This window comes from Entomomonas moraniae (assembly GCF_003991975.1).
GTDB classification, from domain to species: Bacteria; Pseudomonadota; Gammaproteobacteria; order Pseudomonadales; family Pseudomonadaceae; genus Entomomonas; species Entomomonas moraniae.
The window spans coordinates 753,298-771,086 of sequence record NZ_CP029822.1 but is presented as its reverse complement, the minus strand read 5'-3'; the positions used below and the strand labels follow the sequence as shown (position 1 = coordinate 771,086).

The following is a 17,789-nucleotide window of genomic DNA, read 5'->3' as shown; positions in this document are numbered from 1 at the left end:
ATTAACCCTCTTTCAACAGCGCTTTGAAACGAACAAGCTCAGTGAGTCGATAACCACGATAGCGTCCCATCGCAAGCATAAAGCCAACTAATATCAATAAAATACCTGGGAAAGTAAATACGAAGTACACAATCGTAGGAACCTTCATGATTAAATAAGCCAATGAAGCGGCACATAATGTACCAATCCCAACTTTAAAGGCTGTAGCTCCCCCTCTTTCTTCCCACGTAATTGAAAGTCGTTCGATAGTCATCGTTAAAATAACCATAGGAAATAAGGTCACTGATAAACCTTGCTCTAAACCTAATTTATGGCTAAATAAACTAATTGCAGCAATCAGGATAACAACAAAGGTTAAGACAACAGAAAGACGAGGTAGCATCTGTAATTTTAAGTGCTCTAAATAGGAGCGAACCGATAAACCAAGGGCAACGATGATACTAAATAAGCATATACCAAAGCCCAGTCCAGTTTCTCTAAATGCTAACGCAATTAATACGGGGGTAAACGTACCTAATGTCTGTAACCCAACAATATTTCTCCAAATCAAAATAACTAGAACACCGATAGGAATCATTATCATGACCATATAAGTTTCTTGTACTTGAATAGGTAAACTATAAAGTGAGTATGTAAGGAAACTACTGGCCTCTTTTTCAGCTGCCATCTGAGAGATAATTCCTTTAGCTAATAACTCGGAGTTTCCGATACTGAATGTTACTCTTGCCTGAGAACCATTATCAACGGTTAATAAATCATTATCCCCAACCCACCAAATAATGCGATCATTGGGTAAACCCACCTTACCCGTTTCAGGGTTGAAATAAACCCATTTTCCAGTGCTACTGGTAGCATTAGTATCTTTTTTATCAGCTACATTATTTTTAGCCACTGTTGATTCTATATAACTTCTAATCCATAACTCTGGTTTTTGATTAATCCCTTGAATCAAGCGTAAGGTATGAACACGTTGTATAGGAATATGAGCTTGCGATAACAATAAATCAATTACATTAACTTTGTTCACAATACTATCATTATTATCTAGCAATAAACTAACATTATCATTTTTAGTGTCAGATACGGCCTTTATTGTCGCAGTAATAAAGGTCGAAGTATCCAACGATTTTTGACGTATACCATCAATTAAAGTTTTTGCCGCAACTTGTTGTTGCTCAGTTAAAGGAATACTTTCACGCCATATAGAGCCTTTTGTCTGCAGCGTTGTATTTAAACTATCACGTTGTGTTAATGCCAAACGATAATAGAGCGTTTGTAAGCCAGATTCACGACGAGAAGACAATGTTAAAAGCTGATTTCCTAGACCATCATCCTCAATACTTGAACCATAGTCTTTTGCAATAATACTGTCGGTTGATTTAATATAGCGAATATAACCATTTTGTGCTGAAGGAATAAAAAACTGTACTTTCACAGGCTTAGATCCTCGTACAAAAAAATCTATCTTGGCATCAATAGTCCAATAATTCCCTTTCTCATTCTCTGTAATAGGAATTTTGAGAACAAAAATCTGATAAGCAATAGAAAAAACTCCAATACATACCAAGACTGTAATTAAAATTTTTAGATGTAACGTTAACGCACGCATATTATTTCCATTAACTGATATTTTTTATTTACCACATGTAGCTTTTGATTGATACTTCAAGCTAGGATCAACAATGGCATTGAATGATCTTAATGCTTTAGTTCCAATTAATAAGGGATAACTGAAAGAGCGGCGATCTGTTAAATTAACATCAATAGTTCTTAGTTGATTGCCTAGACAAACTTCCATTTGGATCTCTGGGCGATAGGTATAGTTAGGATCTTCTTCATCTGCGTCATCATCTTGATCTACTTTAACAAGATCAGCTGCACGACGCTTAATTTTTCCCATTTTAGCCAATGGGTACTCTAAAGGCCCAAATGTTTTTCCTTTAACTTGGGGAGTAAAACGTACCCACTCCTCACCATCCTTCTTAAACACTTTTATATCAGTGGCGCTAAGAGACGCTGTCATTGCACCAGTATCTAATTTAGCGGGTACTAAGCCATTGAGCCCCTCGACCTTCATCATTTCATAACGACCGTACACGGTCTTTTCCTCTGCAAAACCAACCATTGCAAAAGAAACTAAAAAACTTAGACAAAGAACTTTTTGTATTTGTAATAACATAATTCCCACACTGCCATATTAAAAAAATAAAAAGAGGTTATAAACCTCTTTGAAACTTGCCGTATTTTAACATGTTTAAATAATAATTTAATCGGTTAATTGTAATTCTAATTATAAATTACCTATTTATTTTCACGCAACCATGCCCAGCTAATGAAAATTAATGTGGGAATACCTGCTAATACACATATCCAAAAGAACTTCTGGTAATCATTATCATAATACGTAAGAATTTTCCCAGAATATCCGCCCAACAATTTAGGTAATAGCAGCATAACTGAGCTAAGCATAGCGTACTGTGTGGCTGAGAACTTAATATTCGTTAAACCAGCTAAATAGGCTAATAATGCAGAAACAGCCATTCCCGAACTGAGACTATCAAAAATAACAATCGTAATTAATGTCCAAATTTGAGGATCAAAGCCGATAACCTGCTCCCAAACGGTGGGAGCCGAATAAGTCACACCATAAAATGCAAAACCAGAATTTATCAGAAAATAACTATAATGGCCTGTGGTTAAAGCAGAAATAGTACTCTGAACATCAATCAGTAAAATATACAGCAAATTAGTCAGTGCGCAAGCTAAACCACCAAGAAAAAGCACAGGCATTACTTTAAACCGACCGATTAAGAAAACGCTAAACCATGCTCCTACAATCGTCAAAATAATACCAAACCCTTTAACTAAAACGGCAATAACATTTTGGCTAAAGCCATGTTTAAGCAAAAAGACATCAATCATATTAAGCGGCATTGTATCCGTTAATTTATAAGTGGACACAATAGCTAAAATTAATAGTGCTTGCCAACGATAACGCTGAATAAACTCAACCATCGGTGTTAATATAGGAGCCATTAAAAAACGCCCCGGAGCGGTCAAACACCCCATACAGATCAGCAAGTATAATATGCCTCTTGGCCAAGCCCCTTGCATAAAGGCCTTACTAGCCGCGTAGATGGTTACTAATACTATGAGCATTATAATGATAGAAATACTTTGATGTACAAAATCAAAATTAGGTATTTCTTTTGAGCGAGCAGTTAGTTTTAAATAATGACGCATTTTACGAAGTAAAATACGTACAGGTAAAATCTGCGATTTTCCCCAAGGAGATAACCCAGTGGCTAGAACCAATCCATAAAACAACGCTCTGGGCCATGCACTATCCATAATGGCAGTAATCATAACAGGTAAAGAGATGACTAAAAAAAGTATTAAGACAATAGCAAACAACTGGCGACCAAAACTAAACCCCGTGTCTGACGTCTGGTCATGCTTAATATTAATGTCGGGCTCTTTACTTAACAATGTAACAAGCATTGCTGGCAACATCAAAACGGCAAAAATCATGTACGTTATTTGCCATGCATGATAATAATAGTAACGTTCAGATGTACCTAAATAAGTAGCTAATAACAGAGATCCAGCCCCCGCAACTAACAGCGCTACTCTAAAACCCACAATATAAAGTGCAGCTAATTTAGCTTGTTGACTTTGGTCTGCAATTTCTAATCTATATGCATCAAGAGCAATATCTTGCGTTGCAGAAAAGAAAGCAACCAAACAAGCAAATATAAAAAATAGCTGTAAAAGACTTTTAGGATCAGTTACTGCAACACAAATCAATCCAATAAAAATACATAATTGAGAAAAGAGTAACCATGAACGCCTACGGCCTAAACGATTTAGCACAGGCAGTTGCCACTGGTCAAGCATTGGCGCCCAAACCCATTTCAACGCATAGATCAAGCCTACCCATCCTAAATAACCGATAGTTTCGAAAGACGCGCCCGCCCCCAGTAACCAAATACCCAAAGTTGAGGATATCAATAAACTAGGAATACCTGCCGAAAATCCTAATACCAAAATAACTAAGTTATTGGATAGCTTAAAATTAGTAAAATTTATTAATGCACTGGTTCTCATCACAACTCACTAGTAGTTTTCCCTAACATAATTAACGAACAATAGAGACATATCTCGTTTTGTTAAGTGATATAATTCTATCATAACTTTAAAAACAAGTACTCAATACCTGTCGCTGTGGCTGTTTATTTGATTTTTCTTTAGCTAAAAGCCTACAAAGAAAGATTGACAAAGTATCTATTAACCTTTAATTTAATTTATATACCTACTCTAAATTATTATATAAGATTTTTTTCTTATTATCTTAATTAATTTCAATTCATTCTCTTCCAACACTAAACGTTATAACTATGCTAGTACGCCTATTTATTTTTTTAATTCTATTTTTTTCCTCTTTTGTTACTATAGCCGATACCGTATGGATGAAAAACGGTGATAGACTGACCGGAACTGTTTCATTATTAAATAACAACAAACTAGTTTTAGACACAAAATATGCTGGAACAGTAACTATAAATTGGAGTGAAGTTAGTACATTAGAAACCAAAAGCTCTCTTCTAGTCAAACTAAAACAAGATAAACAGGAAAAAGCACAAATCATCAAACCTTCACAAGAAGGTAAACTTCTGCTCGTTAATGGTGAGAAGCATGAAATAGCTTTAAATGATATCAATCAAATAATTAAACCTAAAAAATTAGGGCTTGAGGTTGATGATCTTGTTTGGACAGGAAAAGTTAATCTCTCACTGGATAGTAAACATGCTGAAAAAGACTCAAGTACTTTTGATATCGACTTCCAAACAAAAATTGAGCGTGGAAATAGGCGTCATATCATTTCGGGAGAATACAATAGGAAAAGTACCGATAAAAATGTCTCAACTAATAATTATTCATTAGATTATACGCTTGATCATTTTCTAACAAAACAATGGTTCTGGCAAACTAATGGCTATTTTAAACTGGATCATATTGAAGATCTTCGTAAACAATATACATTGGGTACAGGTCCTGGTTATCAATTTTGGGATGACAGTTTAGGAGCATTCTCTATGTCATCACTTATCAACCTGTCTCGTTATGAATACAAAGCAGAAGACAATAAAAACTTTGGAGCTTATGGGATACGGTGGGACTATAATCGCTACTTATGGGGTAAAGACATAGAACTATTTACCACTGGCAATGCAACAAAACCATTTAATAGCAATGTTGCTAGATACACATTAGATACTGATATAGGAATACGCTACAAACTGACGGACTGGGCGTCCTTAAACTTTAAAGTCAATAGAAATATCGTTGATGGATCAAGCGACGCCAATGTAAATGAAACACGGTATATTTTAGGCATCGGTGTTAACTGGTAAAGGCACGAGCTAGCGTTACACGCTAGCTCTGAACTTAAGATTGTAATTGCTTTAAAATATCAATAACTAAATGTGCTGAATTTTTTGCGGCAACCGCTAAAAAACTATAAAAATCAAGATTATTACTAGGGTTATCAACTAAGTCTGAAATAGCCCTAACCACTACAAAAGGACAATTATATAAATAGCAGGTATGTCCAATAGCAGCGGCCTCCATATCAACCGCTAATACAGAGGGGAAATGGCTACGCACTAAGGCAATGGATTGTGCCCCAGACATAAAAAAATCACCAGTACACACCAAACCATCAAATGCTTTATATCCAATAATATTTTTTGCCGCTTGATTTGCAAGTGCAACTAACTGGCTATCTGCCTTAAAAGCAACCGGTAAATTAGGGACTTGACCATATTCACAACCAATCATTGACACATCAACATCATGGTAACAAACTTCTGTAGAAATAATGATATCCCCAACTGAAAGCTGAGAATCAAAACCACCGGCTGAACCAATATTAATTAGATAATTGGGACTAAAATGCTCCAATAGAAAAGTTGTTGATATAGCAGCACCGACTTTACCAATACCTGATTGAAAAATTACAACCTCATGACCACACAATTTGCCTAAATAGTAAACACTATTCAAAGCTTCATATTTAACAGGCTTTGTTAAGTGAATTGCTAATGCGTCCACCTCTTCACTCATGGCACCAATAATGGCTATATCAACTTTTCTTTTATCACACATATCTAATCTATATACCTAAAGGTTGTTCTTCACCACCTAATGCCTCAAGCAGTGCAGGTAAAAACTCAGAGAAAGTCATCATCATTAATAAGAAAGTTGCATCAAATTGGCTAACTTCATCGTCACCGCCCTCTTTATCAGCTTCATCAAGCAGTAAATCTTCAAACTTAATACGCTTAATTGCCAATTTATCATCTAAAACAAATGACAACTTATCTTGCCACATCAATGCTAATTGTGTAATAACCTTGCCAGACTTTAAGTGTGTTTGAATTTCATCACTGCTTAAATCTTGTCGTTTACAACGTATAATACCGCCATCTTCAAAAGTATCACGTAACTCACAATCTTCTAACACATGAAAGCCATCAGAAGCTTTTTGGCTTTTAACCCAGTCAGTTAACGTAGCACTGGGGGCAACCTTAACGCTCATAGGCCTTAGAGGCAAACCACCTAATGCTTCGCGTAATGTGGATAACAATTCCTCTGCCTTAGCCGTACTTGTCGTATCAACAAAGATTAATCCCAATGAAGGAGCTATTACTGCATACGTAACTTTTTTACGACTAAAGGCTCGGGGTAATAAATCTTGTATTACCTCATCTTTTAACTGATCTTTTTCTTTTTTATAAACCTTACGCGCATCCCGTGCCTCTATAACATCCACTTTTTCTTGCAAAGCTTCTTTGACAACACTAGCAGGTAAAATTCGCTCTTCTTTACGCGCTGCAATTAGATAAAAATCTTGACTCACATGTGTTAAAGAAGCCTCTTCTGACTTCCCAAAAGGGGCAATAAAACCATAGGTAGATAACTCTTGAAAGGTACAAGGTTTAGCTAACTTAGTTTCGAGAGCTTTAATTAAAGTTTCTTCATTTAAAGAAACAGATTGTGTTAAACGATAAACTAATAAATTGCGGAACCACATAAATAAAAACTCTTTTTAAAAAGATAAAACATGTCAATAAAGACTACTGACTCAATATACAACATTACGAATAACTTATTTTTTATTGCTCATTTCTTGTGATTTAATCATTGCTGCACTTGCACCATCAATAACAGCTGTTCTAAAGCCTTTTCGCTCTAAAGTACAAACAGCTTCTATGGTCGTTCCTCCAGCAGAACAAATCATATCTTTTAATACCCCTGGATGGGTGCCTGTTTCAAGTACCATTTTAGCAGATCCTAGCACAGCTTGTGCAGCAAATGTATAGGCTTGTTCTCTAGGCATACCACCTTGTACTGCCGCATCAGCTAATGCTTCAATAAACATAAAAACATAAGCAGGAGAAGATCCACTCACACCGACTACAGCATGAATTAAATCTTCAGAGACTACTTCTGCTTTACCCAAACTATTGAAAATTACTTTAATATCCTCTAGATCTTTTTCTGTTACTTTTGCATTTGGGGTAATGGAACTTACGCCTTCCCCAACTAAGGAAGGAAGATTAGGCATTATTCTGACAATCTTTTTATCCGCTCCCAATACCTTTTCTAAATTTGCTAAAGTAACGCCCGCAGCAATTGACACAATCACAGTATCTTTTTTAATAAAAGGTAATGCTTCCGATAATGCCTGAGCAATAACTTTAGGTTTTACTGCCACAACTAAAATATCGCTAGTTACTGTTAGTTCTGCAATATTAGCTGATGCATTAATACCGAACTGCTTAGCAACTGTCTGTGTTTTATCTTGGTGTTGAGTAACTGCATAAATTTGACTCGCATCGACTATTGCTTTATGTATTAACCCACCAATAATAGCTGAACCCATGTGTCCAGCACCAATGAAACCAATCTTTTTGTTCATCTGTAAGACTCCTTATTGAGATACTTATTACTACTAATATAGCACAGGCTAGAATAGTCAATTAAGATTTATTATTTAATCGAATATTTCACTATGGCGCAGTAAACGTTAGAAAGAAAAAAGGCTATTCCATGAATAGCCTTTTTATCCATCATGCTAATATCAAGTTTATAATGGAACACCTAAACGTTGTGCTACTTCAATATAACCTTCAACAACACCGCCGAGCCCTTGACGGAAACGATCTTTATCTAATTTCTTACGCGTTTCTTTATCCCAGAGTCTTGAACCATCAGGACTAAACTCATCCCCTAATACAATTTCACCATGGTAAAGACCAAACTCAAGTTTAAAATCAACTAATAATAAGCCGGCTTTATCAAATAATTTTGTTAAAATATCGTTTACATGGAAAGTAAGCTCACGCATACGATTTAACTGATCTTGAGTTGCCCAACCAAAAGCAACAGCAATACTCTCATTAATTACAGGGTCATGTAACTTATCATTTTTTAGAAACAATTCAAATACGGGAGGTGTAAGCTTAGTCCCCTCTTTAGCCTCTAAGCGCCGGACTAAACCACCTGCCGCATAATTACGAATAACACACTCAAGTGGTATCATTTTTAATTTTTTAACAACAGACTCATTAGTTGATAGTAACGTATCGAACTGTGTTGGGATTCCAGCTTCTTCAAGTTTTTGCATAATAAACGCATTAAAGCGATTATTGATCTCACCTTTACGCTCCAACTGTTCTATTTTTTCTCCATCTTTCATTGATGTATCATTACGAAAATAAAGAATCAAACGATCTTCATCACTTGTTGCAAATACTGATTTTGCTTTACCACGGTAAAGTTCTTCACGCTTTTCCATCTAATTACACTCTTGTTTAAAGCCTATAATAAGTTTAGTTCATGTTATCTTGTAGCATTCTAAGAATAGACTCAGCTTTTTCAGGAGAAACCACTGTGTCATTGCCTATTCCGTCTACTTTAACACTCATTGCATTGTCAATAGGTATAACTTTTATAATATAACGCTCTGCATTCGCTTCTCGTCTAGCTTCTGAGGTAAATAAACGAGTAAAAAATCCTGGTTTCGAGCTACCATCCGCTTTTTCAGACAAGTTGATGTAATAAACTCTCTCACTGCGATCCATGTCGTCAATTTTAATATTTGCTTTGTTAATCGCTTGCTCTACTTGCGACCACACCAAATCAAGATCTCCGTTCATCACTAAGAAAGGAACGCCTTGTGTATCTCGATTAAAGAGTGCCTTTTTCTTAGCAGCAACGGATTGTTGTTGAGTATCTGATAAAGAAACTACATTTTCTGACGCTTGAGAATTCGACATATTAGCCATTAATTCATCTAGTAAAATAGCCTCAACCACTGAATTTTGTGACTTACTAGGCCAGTCAGACTCTACAGCGCTGCCTTCTGGGCGAACCATAACCAACGTATAAAGTTCACTCGTATTGGCTCTTGCACCTGGGTCAACTCTAACACGTATACGTAACTCTTGATTAGCTAAAGAAGAATCCATTGCCAACAAGCGACTATTTAGCATATTGGTTAATACGCTTGTTTTCGTCCAACTTGTTGTAAACTCACCTGTTACAGGACGAGCAGTATCGATACGGAATCCGGCCTGTCTAAAGTATTGCAGTGCTTGTTCGTAAGCAGGCGTAACCATTTGTTGTGCAATAATCCATTGATTACCTTGATTGCGTTGTAAACTAAATGGGCCGCTTGTATTAACTGCTTGTAAAGGCAATGGTCTTGGCACTTCATAATTCTTAGTTACGGTTGGGTTAGGAATATTGTTAGGAATGGGATACAGTGGATCAAACGGTCTCGTATCTTTTTTTAAGTTAGCCGGAATCGTAATCATCGACTCTTGCTTTGCATCTAAATAATCATTCGAACGATCACGAAAGTACCCTTTTTCACCCCACAACCAACCACAACCGCTGATTGTTGAAATGACTACAGCAATTACCGAGAATTTAGCCAGTTGTCTCATGGCATTAGACTCCTTAAATGTTTTTTTGTCATGCTAGAGACATAGACCTTAATATTATTTATCATAAAATACTTAATTATAAAATACTTAATTATAAAATACTTGCACAACGTAAGGCATGACGTACCTGGTCATGATACTGTTCGCTTAAAATAGTTAATGGCAAACGTATACCCTCAGGAATCAATCCCATTTCATATAATGCCCATTTTACAGGAATAGGGTTAGCTTCGACAAATAACATTCTATTTAATTCTGCTAATGAGTTATTGATTTCTTGTGCTTTTACGCTATCACCTGATAAAGCAGCCGCACATAACTGACTCATTTCTCTAGGGGCAACATTAGCGGTTACTGAAATATTACCCTTTGCTCCTGATAAAATTAAATCAAGCGCCGTTGCATCATCACCAGAATAAACAGCAAAATCTTTACTGACCATTTGTAATAACTCACGACCTCTAGCAACATCTCCGGTCGCATCTTTAATACCAACAATATTATTTAAAGTTGATAAACGTACAACCGTCTCATTTTTCATGTCACACACTGTGCGACCAGGCACATTATATAAAATCTGAGGGATATCAACAGCCTCAGCAATAGCCTTAAAGTGTTGAAATAAACCTTCTTGGGTAGGTTTATTATAGTAAGGAACAACCAGTAAACACGCATCGGCACCAACATTTTTTGCAGCTTTAGTCCATGTGATCGCCTCTTTTGTTGAGTTACCACCCGTTCCTGCTATGACAGGTATACGACCAGCAACTTGCTTCACTACATGTTCTATTACCTTTAAATGTTCGGTATCAAATTCTAAAGTTGGCGATTCACCAGAGGTGCCTACGGCAACAATAGCATGTGTACCTGAGCTTAAATGAAAATCTACTAATCGACTAAGGCATTCCCAATCAATATTCCCAGTACGATCCATGGGGGTAACAAGCGCAACAATACTACCTGTGATCATTTGAAAGTTCCTTAAATCTTAAATAAAGAATGAATACTACTGTCTATCTCATTTTTTGTATACAAATTAATACTTGATATTTTACGACATTATCGATTACTTGACTATGATTGTTAAGATAATCCTTAAAAATCAATATTTTCATTTAAGAATTATACACTTTAGTATTATTTTTAATCATCTAAAAAGATATTATGATTTGTACGAGATGGGTTTGACATTTTGTTTCTTTAAAAAATTAGCAATTGCGATTAAATCTATCTTATAATAAAAGCGGATTCATACTTTATAGTGAACCTATATTGGGAGCTGTACTTATTGTGCAGGAAATATAAGGGTCTCAAATCATAAGGAAAATGTTATGCTACATGGCAAAGTAAAGTGGTTCAATAATACCAAGGGTTATGGTTTTATTTCTTCAGAGACACATAATGAGGATTTATTTGTTCATTATTCTTCAATACAATTAGAGGGGTATAAAACATTAAAAGCTGGTCAAAATGTTCTTTTTGAAATAGAAGAAGGTGGTAAAGGATTACACGCAAAAAATATAATCTTAGATCAACCTCAAACAACTTCTAGTAGCGCATCCAATAGCCAATAACTATACTCGATACAAGGTATGAGTTAGTTTAGCTCATACCTTAGTATCTCATTATTAAATCAAACATATTATATCTGATTGCTACTTAAAGTTTACCGCATGAATTAATGTGCGTTTATCATCCAAATAGCTGCGGATTGCTTTAATCACGGTTTTTGATTTTTGCTCTGAGTAATTCCATAAAAAAGTACCAATCAAATAAGCTAATGCTACTTCATCCCAACTATTATAAGCCATCTGTACTTGTTTTTTTATAGCACCGGCATAGCGAACAAACTCACTTCGTTCAATTAAATTAACCTGAGTAACATAACGGGTTAAGTTAACCAAACAAACAGCATCCCAAGCAACAAGATCATTAATCTGGCGATAGTCGCCTATCTTTTCAATCTCTTTACACCAATGACCAGCATTTTTTAATAACTTAAATAGCTCTTCATTTTTCTTAGAGCTATTTTTGGACAGGCGATCTAAATCCAACTCTTTTCTAGCAGTCGCTCGTAAATCTTCTTTTGTCCTTGTTTGATACCAATCTAATGAAAACAACAATGAAAACTTTGATAATGTTTTAACTAATATATTAGAGTTATCAAAAAACTTAAAAAAACGTTTTATCATATTAAAACGCTGCAAATGAAGCTTTCTTTTTTCCCCAATAACCAGACGTAATGCTGCCCCCTCAAAAACAGCACGATCACTATCAATTAGCCACCTTTTTCTGAGCGTCTCCCTTATATCCTTATTACTACGCCCGGTATCAATAACATTGACATAATCACCTGATAGACTAGAAAACATCCCACCTAAAGCAATGAGCCATTTTTCATCTTCTGACAAAGGCATTTCTGTCTGACTTGCAAAATGCAAGTTGATATTATTACCTGGTTGGTAAAACTCTTCAGTTTCCATTAAATAACCCGTCCTATTTAATTACTACAACTAGATGGATTCTAGTAATATTAAATCACTGTATAAAAGTAACTACTAACACTTAACTTACTAAAAAAATGGCAATCTTACGCCTAAAAAAATAAAATTTAAAGATACCCCTTAACTTCTGGAAACAATTATTCATTAAAGCAATTAGCATATAACAAAACGCTCTAGCTTTTAATAAGACATAACATTAAACTACGCCAAAGTTAATGAGGATATTACCACGATGATAGAGAGTAAAATACTAGACTTTACTAAAAAAAAACTAAAACACATCCATAATGTTCATGAAAAAAAACTAAAAGAAGTACATCAAGCTTTTGAGAAGGCTTTTCCCTTAAGTAAGAACAAAAAAAATGCTACAAAAAATAAAAAATCTAAGAAATAATAAAAACATGCCTCTTTAAAAGCTAGCGCTAATGGTGTCATTAACAGCCAGCTTTTTATCATTACTAGATACTAATACAAAGATATTTAATTTCTAAATAGTCTTCAATACCATATTTAGACCCTTCACGCCCTAATCCTGATGCTTTTACACCACCAAAAGGGGCCATTTCATTAGAGATCAAGCCTGTATTTATGCCAACCATCCCATACTCTAATGCTTCAGATACACGAATAACGCGTGATAAATCTTTAGAATAGAAATATGAGGCTAAGCCAAACTCTGTGTCATTAGCATAACCGATCACTTCGTCATCTGTTTTAAAACGAAAAACCGGAGCAAGCGGCCCAAAGGTTTCTTCTTTAGACACAATAGCCGTTGTCGGAACATGAGCCAAAATAGTTGGTTCAAAGAAGTTACCACCCAAAGACTTACCGCCTTCGATAACTTTAGCGCCTTTACTTACTGCATCTTCAATATGCTCTTTTACCTTTTCAACCGCTTTGGCATCAATCATAGGACCTGTTGTTATACCAGCCTCTACCCCATTACCTACTTTTAATTTAGCAACCGCTACTTTAAACTTCTCAAGAAAAGCATCATAAACACCATCTTGTACATAAAGTCGATTAGCACATACACACGTTTGACCTGAGTTACGGAACTTAGAAATCATCGCCCCTTCGACCGCTGCATCTAAATCAGCATCATCAAATACAATAAAAGGTGCATTTCCCCCTAACTCCATGGAAACTTTCTTAATGTCTTTAGCACATTCGACCATTAAGTCACGACCAATTTCGGTAGAGCCTGTAAAAGAGAGTTTACGAATAATAGGGTTACCGGTTAATTCACTGCCAATCTCACCCGCTGACCCCGTTATCACACTCAAGACACCCGCAGGAATACCTGCACGCTCAGCTAACTCAACCAGTGCTAACGCAGAATATGGTGTTGCACTGGCTGGTTTTATAATCATGGTACAACCTGCTGCTAATGCGGGGCCTGCTTTTCGCGTAATCATCGCATTGGGGAAATTCCAAGGAGTAATAGCTGCCGTAACACCTATAGGCTGCTTTATGACCACAATACGTTTGTCTGTCATATGCCCTGGAATGACATCACCATAAACTCTTTTTGCCTCTTCTGAAAACCAATCTAAGTACGAAGCACCATAAACAATTTCGCCCTTAGCTTCTGCTAGCGGTTTGCCTTGTTCTGTGGTTAAAATAAGTGCTAAATCATCTTGGTGCTCTATCAGTAAATCGTACCAACGGCGAATAATAACAGAACGCTCTTTAGCTGTTTTTGCTCGCCATGCGGGTAATGCTTTATTGGCAGCATCGATAGCACGCTTAGTTTCAGCAGCTCCCATCTTAGGTACTGTACCGATGACTTTCCCTGTTGCTGGGTTAGTTACATCGATCGTTTTACCATTATCTGCATCTTGCCATTTACCATCAAAATAAGCTTTCTGGCGAAACAACTTAGCATCTTTTAATTGCATATTATTCTCCGTTATTTTTGTGTTGTATTATTGACTATTGACAGCAAGACACTGCAAGAGTTTATAAATAGATGTAAAAAAACATATCGTAGTTCGAATAATTAAAAAGGACAATACTTATTTAGACACATACCAATAAAATAGGCTAATAACTATTATGCTATATAATTATTTTTATTGGTAAATTTTTCCTTGATACTTTAACCATCCGCCCTGATGTCTGCCTCGAGGATCACGATGAGTCCAGTGCAATACGCCACCTTTATTATTCCAGACATATTCACCATAAAATTCAAGGACATCCCCCACTCTCAAATTATCGATACGAGGGGCTAAATCAATATTATGAGCAATTAATAATGTCTGATTTGGGTTGACCTTGAGTAATATTCTCTGATGATGACTACCATCTAAATCATCTTTTAATAATTTAATAATGGTCCCTTTTCCTTTGATCTGTGCTTTAGCTACCCGACTATTATAAGCCCTCAACAACTCAGGATTACTTACCGAGTTACTTAGCGTTACCTGCTTTGCTGTGCTAGGTTGAAATGAGGAGATCGAGGATTCAAAATAAAACTGCCAAATAACTACAAGCAGAATAACTACGGGTAGAGGTAATATGGACAAATACTTTTTCACTGACAACTTGGAATTCTCTTTTATAACAATAAAACCCCTGTCATGAGGGGTTTATAATAATAAAATTTATACCATAGCCATTTTTGGCAATGATCCCTCAATACCTAATGCTCTGCGAATAAAAATTGCTTTGACCTCTGGCAATTGATCAACCACCTTAAGCCCAGTATTACGCAACCAACGTACAGGTAATAGGTCAGCTTGAAATAAACGCTCAAAAGTTTCCATTGCAGCCATCATACCTAAATTATGAGGCATTCTATTGCGTTCAAAACGAGTTAGCGTTTTTGCACTGCTAAAATTATCACTCGTTAACAATGCATTGAGGATTGTTTCTGCTAACATGGCTGCATCCATAAATCCAAGGTTTACTCCCTGTCCGGCAAGGGGATGTATAACATGGGCGGCATCACCAACAACCGCCAAGCCCTGCTGAACATAGCGTTTTACATGTCGCTGACGTAAAGGAATACAAATACGAGCATCAGTATGCACTACTTTACCCAGTTTGTACTCAAAGCTTTCTGACAGTTTTTTACAAAATGCAACATCATCCAATGCCATGACCTGCTCAGCTTTTGCTGGAGGTAAAGACCAAACAATAGAGCACCAATGTTCATCACCATTTAAAGATAAAGGTAAAAAGGCTAATGGCCCCTCATCAGTAAAACGTTGCCATGCTGTTTTTTTATGAGGTAACTCACACTGAACACTGGTGACGATAGCATGATGAAAATAATCCCACTCACGTGTTTCTATACCAGAGAGAGCCCTCACTTGTGAACACGCACCATCGGCACCGACAACTAACTGAGCTTTAATTTCCGTGTTGTCTGTTAAACCAATACACCAACCATCCGCTAAGCGCTCTAACCGTTCTAACGATGTATTGGGTAGCAATTGAATCGATTCACTCGCTTGCTCCAATTGTTCTAACAAAGCATCTTGAATGGCTCTATTCTCAACAATATACCCTAGAATGGATTGATGAACACTTGCTGCAGAAAAATCAATACTACCTGTACCTGAACCATCCCATACATGCATATCAGTATAAGGAGATACTCTTCTTGCTAAAACACCACGCCAAGCATTAACATGCTGTAATACTCGCTGACTGGCTAGAGAAATGGCACTCACTCTAGGTTCAAAAGGCGTTTCTGGTTCAAATGTTTTATATGATTTTTCATGATGATCTAATACAACAATACTTAATCCAGAATCTTTTAATGCTAAAGCCAGTGTACTTCCTACCATCCCTGCACCCACAATGACGATATCTGCTTGCATCACTCTTCCTCTACCTAAACTTATCATAGGTTACTATGATACTTTTAAAACCACAGAATTAAAATCAATTGATTAATAATTTTAACCATTCACCGCTATTTATTAACATGTATCATGTTAATGGTTCCAACATTTTTTCTATCCTTCAATTTATCTGTGTTATCATAAAAACAGAGGACGACCTCATGTTTCCCAATCACTCAGGACGACCTGAATTAATATTGAGATAAGTTATGGCTTGGTTTGCTTTATTAATGGCAGGTCTTCTAGAAGTTGTTTGGTCTTATTCAATGAAATTATCAAACGGTTTTAGAGCGCCTACTCCAACAATAATCACAGTTATTGCAATGATAGTAAGTTTTAGCCTACTGGCTTACGCGATGCGTAGTTTACCCTTAGGTACAGCTTATATTATATGGACAGGCATTGGAGCGGTTGGAGCATTTCTTGTGGGCTTTATTTTTTTACATGAACCTATGAGCTGGCTCCGTATTCTCGCCGCATGTTTCATAATCACAGGCATGGTCTTAATGAAAGTTACTACGCATGCCTAATTAACTAAATAGAGCGCTAATCACTAGCACTCTATTTTTTCGTTTCACCTTTATGACGTCTTTCAGACTGAACAATCCGCTTTTGATCTCGCTCTAACTCATCTAATACTTGACGAACATAATTAATGTGATCTCCCGCGACAGTCTTAGCCAACTCTGCATCTCTTGAAAGAATAGCTTCATATAGTGCCGTATGTTGTTCCATTAACTGATCACGGGTTTGCTTACAACCCGTATAAAGACAAAAAATACTAGAAGTAATGTTCTGCTTTACTAAGTCAAACAGCATCCTCATAATCTGTAACAACACCATGTTATGACTTGCTTCAGCGATTGCCAGATGAAAACCTGCATCGGCCTCCGCCTCTTGATTTTTTGTTGATTGTTTATTTAAATAACAAGCTTTCATCACATTAAAGTGCTGCACTAAATTTTCCAGATCCAGCTTATTGGAACGTAATGCCGCATAATAAGCACAGGATGCTTCTAACGTATGTCTAAACTCAAGTAAATCTCGCTGAGCTTCAGGATAATCTCCATACAAACTCAAAATAGGGTCACGAAACAACTGACCTACACTCTCAACAACAAAGTTTCCGCCACCTTGTCTACTTATCACCAAGCCTTTCGCCACCATTTTTTTTAAAGCTTCCCGAACTGAGGGGCGGGAGACCCCAAACTCTTCAGCCAACTTACGCTCTGCCGGCAAACGACTACCTGGCTTAAATATCCCTTCCAAAATCAGGTGCTCTAATTGCTCTACGATATCATCTGAGACCTTTTTACTTCTGATTAACTGCTGCACCATTAGTGTTCTACTCTATGCTAAAGGACTGTAGCTTAAATAATAAGTTATTGAATAAAAAATTCAAAAGAATTGTT

At 36.4% G+C, this 17,789-nt stretch carries 18 protein-coding genes; 4 read left to right on the top strand and 14 right to left on the bottom strand.

Annotated elements, in window-relative coordinates; genetic code table 11:
* Position 1: 1 nt before the first annotated feature.
* The 3 genes from DM558_RS03695 to DM558_RS03685 form a co-directional block, all read right to left on the bottom strand.
* Positions 2 to 1,609 (bottom strand): UUP1 family membrane protein, encoded by a 1,608-nt coding sequence (locus DM558_RS03695; RefSeq protein ID WP_127162106.1) that lies wholly within the window; start codon positions 1,607 to 1,609, stop codon positions 2 to 4.
* 24 nt (positions 1,610 to 1,633) lie between these two features.
* Positions 1,634 to 2,179, bottom strand: coding sequence for an ATP-dependent zinc protease family protein (locus tag DM558_RS03690; RefSeq protein ID WP_127162105.1), 546 nt, complete (start codon positions 2,177 to 2,179; stop codon positions 1,634 to 1,636).
* A 122-nt stretch (positions 2,180 to 2,301) separates the two neighbouring features.
* Positions 2,302 to 4,107, bottom strand: coding sequence for an AmpG family muropeptide MFS transporter (locus DM558_RS03685; RefSeq protein ID WP_127162104.1), 1,806 nt, complete (start codon positions 4,105 to 4,107; stop codon positions 2,302 to 2,304).
* A gap of 362 nt (positions 4,108 to 4,469) precedes the next feature.
* Here DM558_RS03685 and DM558_RS03680 point away from each other — a divergent pair, with 362 nt between their 5' ends.
* A complete protein-coding gene (locus DM558_RS03680; protein WP_228411803.1) occupies positions 4,470 to 5,414 on the top strand; it encodes a DUF481 domain-containing protein in 945 nt (314 codons plus the stop codon).
* Positions 5,415 to 5,448: 34 nt separating this feature from the next.
* On the opposite strand, the gene DM558_RS03675 is transcribed toward DM558_RS03680, so the two are convergent.
* The 6 genes from DM558_RS03675 to dapA all read right to left on the bottom strand — a co-directional run bounded on the left by DM558_RS03675 (position 5,449) and on the right by dapA (position 10,986).
* Positions 5,449 to 6,168: a 5'-methylthioadenosine/adenosylhomocysteine nucleosidase gene (locus DM558_RS03675; protein WP_127162102.1), complete on the bottom strand. Its 720-nt coding sequence runs from the start codon at positions 6,166 to 6,168 to the stop codon at positions 5,449 to 5,451.
* Positions 6,169 to 6,175: 7 nt separating this feature from the next.
* Complete coding sequence (gene rdgC / locus DM558_RS03670) at positions 6,176 to 7,096, bottom strand: recombination-associated protein RdgC (protein ID WP_127162101.1); 921 nt, start codon at positions 7,094 to 7,096, stop codon at positions 6,176 to 6,178.
* A gap of 75 nt (positions 7,097 to 7,171) precedes the next feature.
* Complete coding sequence (proC, locus tag DM558_RS03665) at positions 7,172 to 7,984, bottom strand: pyrroline-5-carboxylate reductase (protein WP_127162100.1); 813 nt, start codon at positions 7,982 to 7,984, stop codon at positions 7,172 to 7,174.
* Positions 7,985 to 8,152: 168 nt separating this feature from the next.
* On the bottom strand, positions 8,153 to 8,863 hold the full coding sequence (purC, locus tag DM558_RS03660; protein ID WP_127162099.1) for a phosphoribosylaminoimidazolesuccinocarboxamide synthase: 711 nt from the start codon (positions 8,861 to 8,863) through the stop codon (positions 8,153 to 8,155).
* 34 nt (positions 8,864 to 8,897) lie between these two features.
* Entirely contained in the window at positions 8,898 to 10,016 is a 1,119-nt protein-coding gene (gene bamC, locus DM558_RS03655; RefSeq protein ID WP_127162098.1) for an outer membrane protein assembly factor BamC, read from the bottom strand.
* 91 nt (positions 10,017 to 10,107) lie between these two features.
* The gene (gene dapA, locus DM558_RS03650; protein ID WP_127162097.1) at positions 10,108 to 10,986 is read right to left on the bottom strand and encodes a 4-hydroxy-tetrahydrodipicolinate synthase; all 879 of its coding nucleotides are present in this window, start codon (positions 10,984 to 10,986) and stop codon (positions 10,108 to 10,110) included.
* A gap of 361 nt (positions 10,987 to 11,347) precedes the next feature.
* Here dapA and DM558_RS03645 point away from each other — a divergent pair, with 361 nt between their 5' ends.
* Positions 11,348 to 11,590 carry a cold-shock protein gene (locus tag DM558_RS03645; RefSeq protein WP_109702763.1) on the top strand — a complete coding sequence of 81 codons (243 nt, stop codon included), beginning with the start codon at positions 11,348 to 11,350 and terminating at the stop codon, positions 11,588 to 11,590.
* Positions 11,591 to 11,671: 81 nt separating this feature from the next.
* On the opposite strand, the gene DM558_RS03640 is transcribed toward DM558_RS03645, so the two are convergent.
* Positions 11,672 to 12,499 carry a DUF1266 domain-containing protein gene (locus DM558_RS03640; RefSeq protein WP_127162096.1) on the bottom strand — a complete coding sequence of 276 codons (828 nt, stop codon included), beginning with the start codon at positions 12,497 to 12,499 and terminating at the stop codon, positions 11,672 to 11,674.
* A gap of 253 nt (positions 12,500 to 12,752) precedes the next feature.
* Between DM558_RS03640 and DM558_RS15585 the strand changes: the two genes are divergently transcribed.
* The gene (locus DM558_RS15585; RefSeq protein ID WP_164731236.1) at positions 12,753 to 12,914 is read left to right on the top strand and encodes a hypothetical protein; all 162 of its coding nucleotides are present in this window, start codon (positions 12,753 to 12,755) and stop codon (positions 12,912 to 12,914) included.
* A 64-nt stretch (positions 12,915 to 12,978) separates the two neighbouring features.
* On the opposite strand, the gene gabD is transcribed toward DM558_RS15585, so the two are convergent.
* From gabD to DM558_RS03625, 3 genes are all read right to left on the bottom strand, one after another.
* A complete protein-coding gene (gene gabD, locus DM558_RS03635) occupies positions 12,979 to 14,421 on the bottom strand; it encodes an NADP-dependent succinate-semialdehyde dehydrogenase (RefSeq protein ID WP_127162095.1) in 1,443 nt (480 codons plus the stop codon).
* 174 nt (positions 14,422 to 14,595) lie between these two features.
* On the bottom strand, positions 14,596 to 15,063 hold the full coding sequence (locus DM558_RS03630; protein WP_228411802.1) for a DUF3465 domain-containing protein: 468 nt from the start codon (positions 15,061 to 15,063) through the stop codon (positions 14,596 to 14,598).
* A gap of 66 nt (positions 15,064 to 15,129) precedes the next feature.
* A complete protein-coding gene (locus DM558_RS03625) occupies positions 15,130 to 16,353 on the bottom strand; it encodes a 2-octaprenyl-3-methyl-6-methoxy-1,4-benzoquinol hydroxylase (RefSeq protein WP_127162094.1) in 1,224 nt (407 codons plus the stop codon).
* 233 nt (positions 16,354 to 16,586) lie between these two features.
* Here DM558_RS03625 and DM558_RS03620 point away from each other — a divergent pair, with 233 nt between their 5' ends.
* On the top strand, positions 16,587 to 16,907 hold the full coding sequence (locus tag DM558_RS03620; RefSeq protein ID WP_127162093.1) for a DMT family transporter: 321 nt from the start codon (positions 16,587 to 16,589) through the stop codon (positions 16,905 to 16,907).
* A 31-nt stretch (positions 16,908 to 16,938) separates the two neighbouring features.
* Here the strand turns inward: DM558_RS03620 and DM558_RS03615 are convergent, their stop codons facing one another.
* The gene (locus DM558_RS03615) at positions 16,939 to 17,715 is read right to left on the bottom strand and encodes a GntR family transcriptional regulator (protein WP_127162092.1); all 777 of its coding nucleotides are present in this window, start codon (positions 17,713 to 17,715) and stop codon (positions 16,939 to 16,941) included.
* Between the last annotated feature and the right edge of the window lie 74 nt (positions 17,716 to 17,789).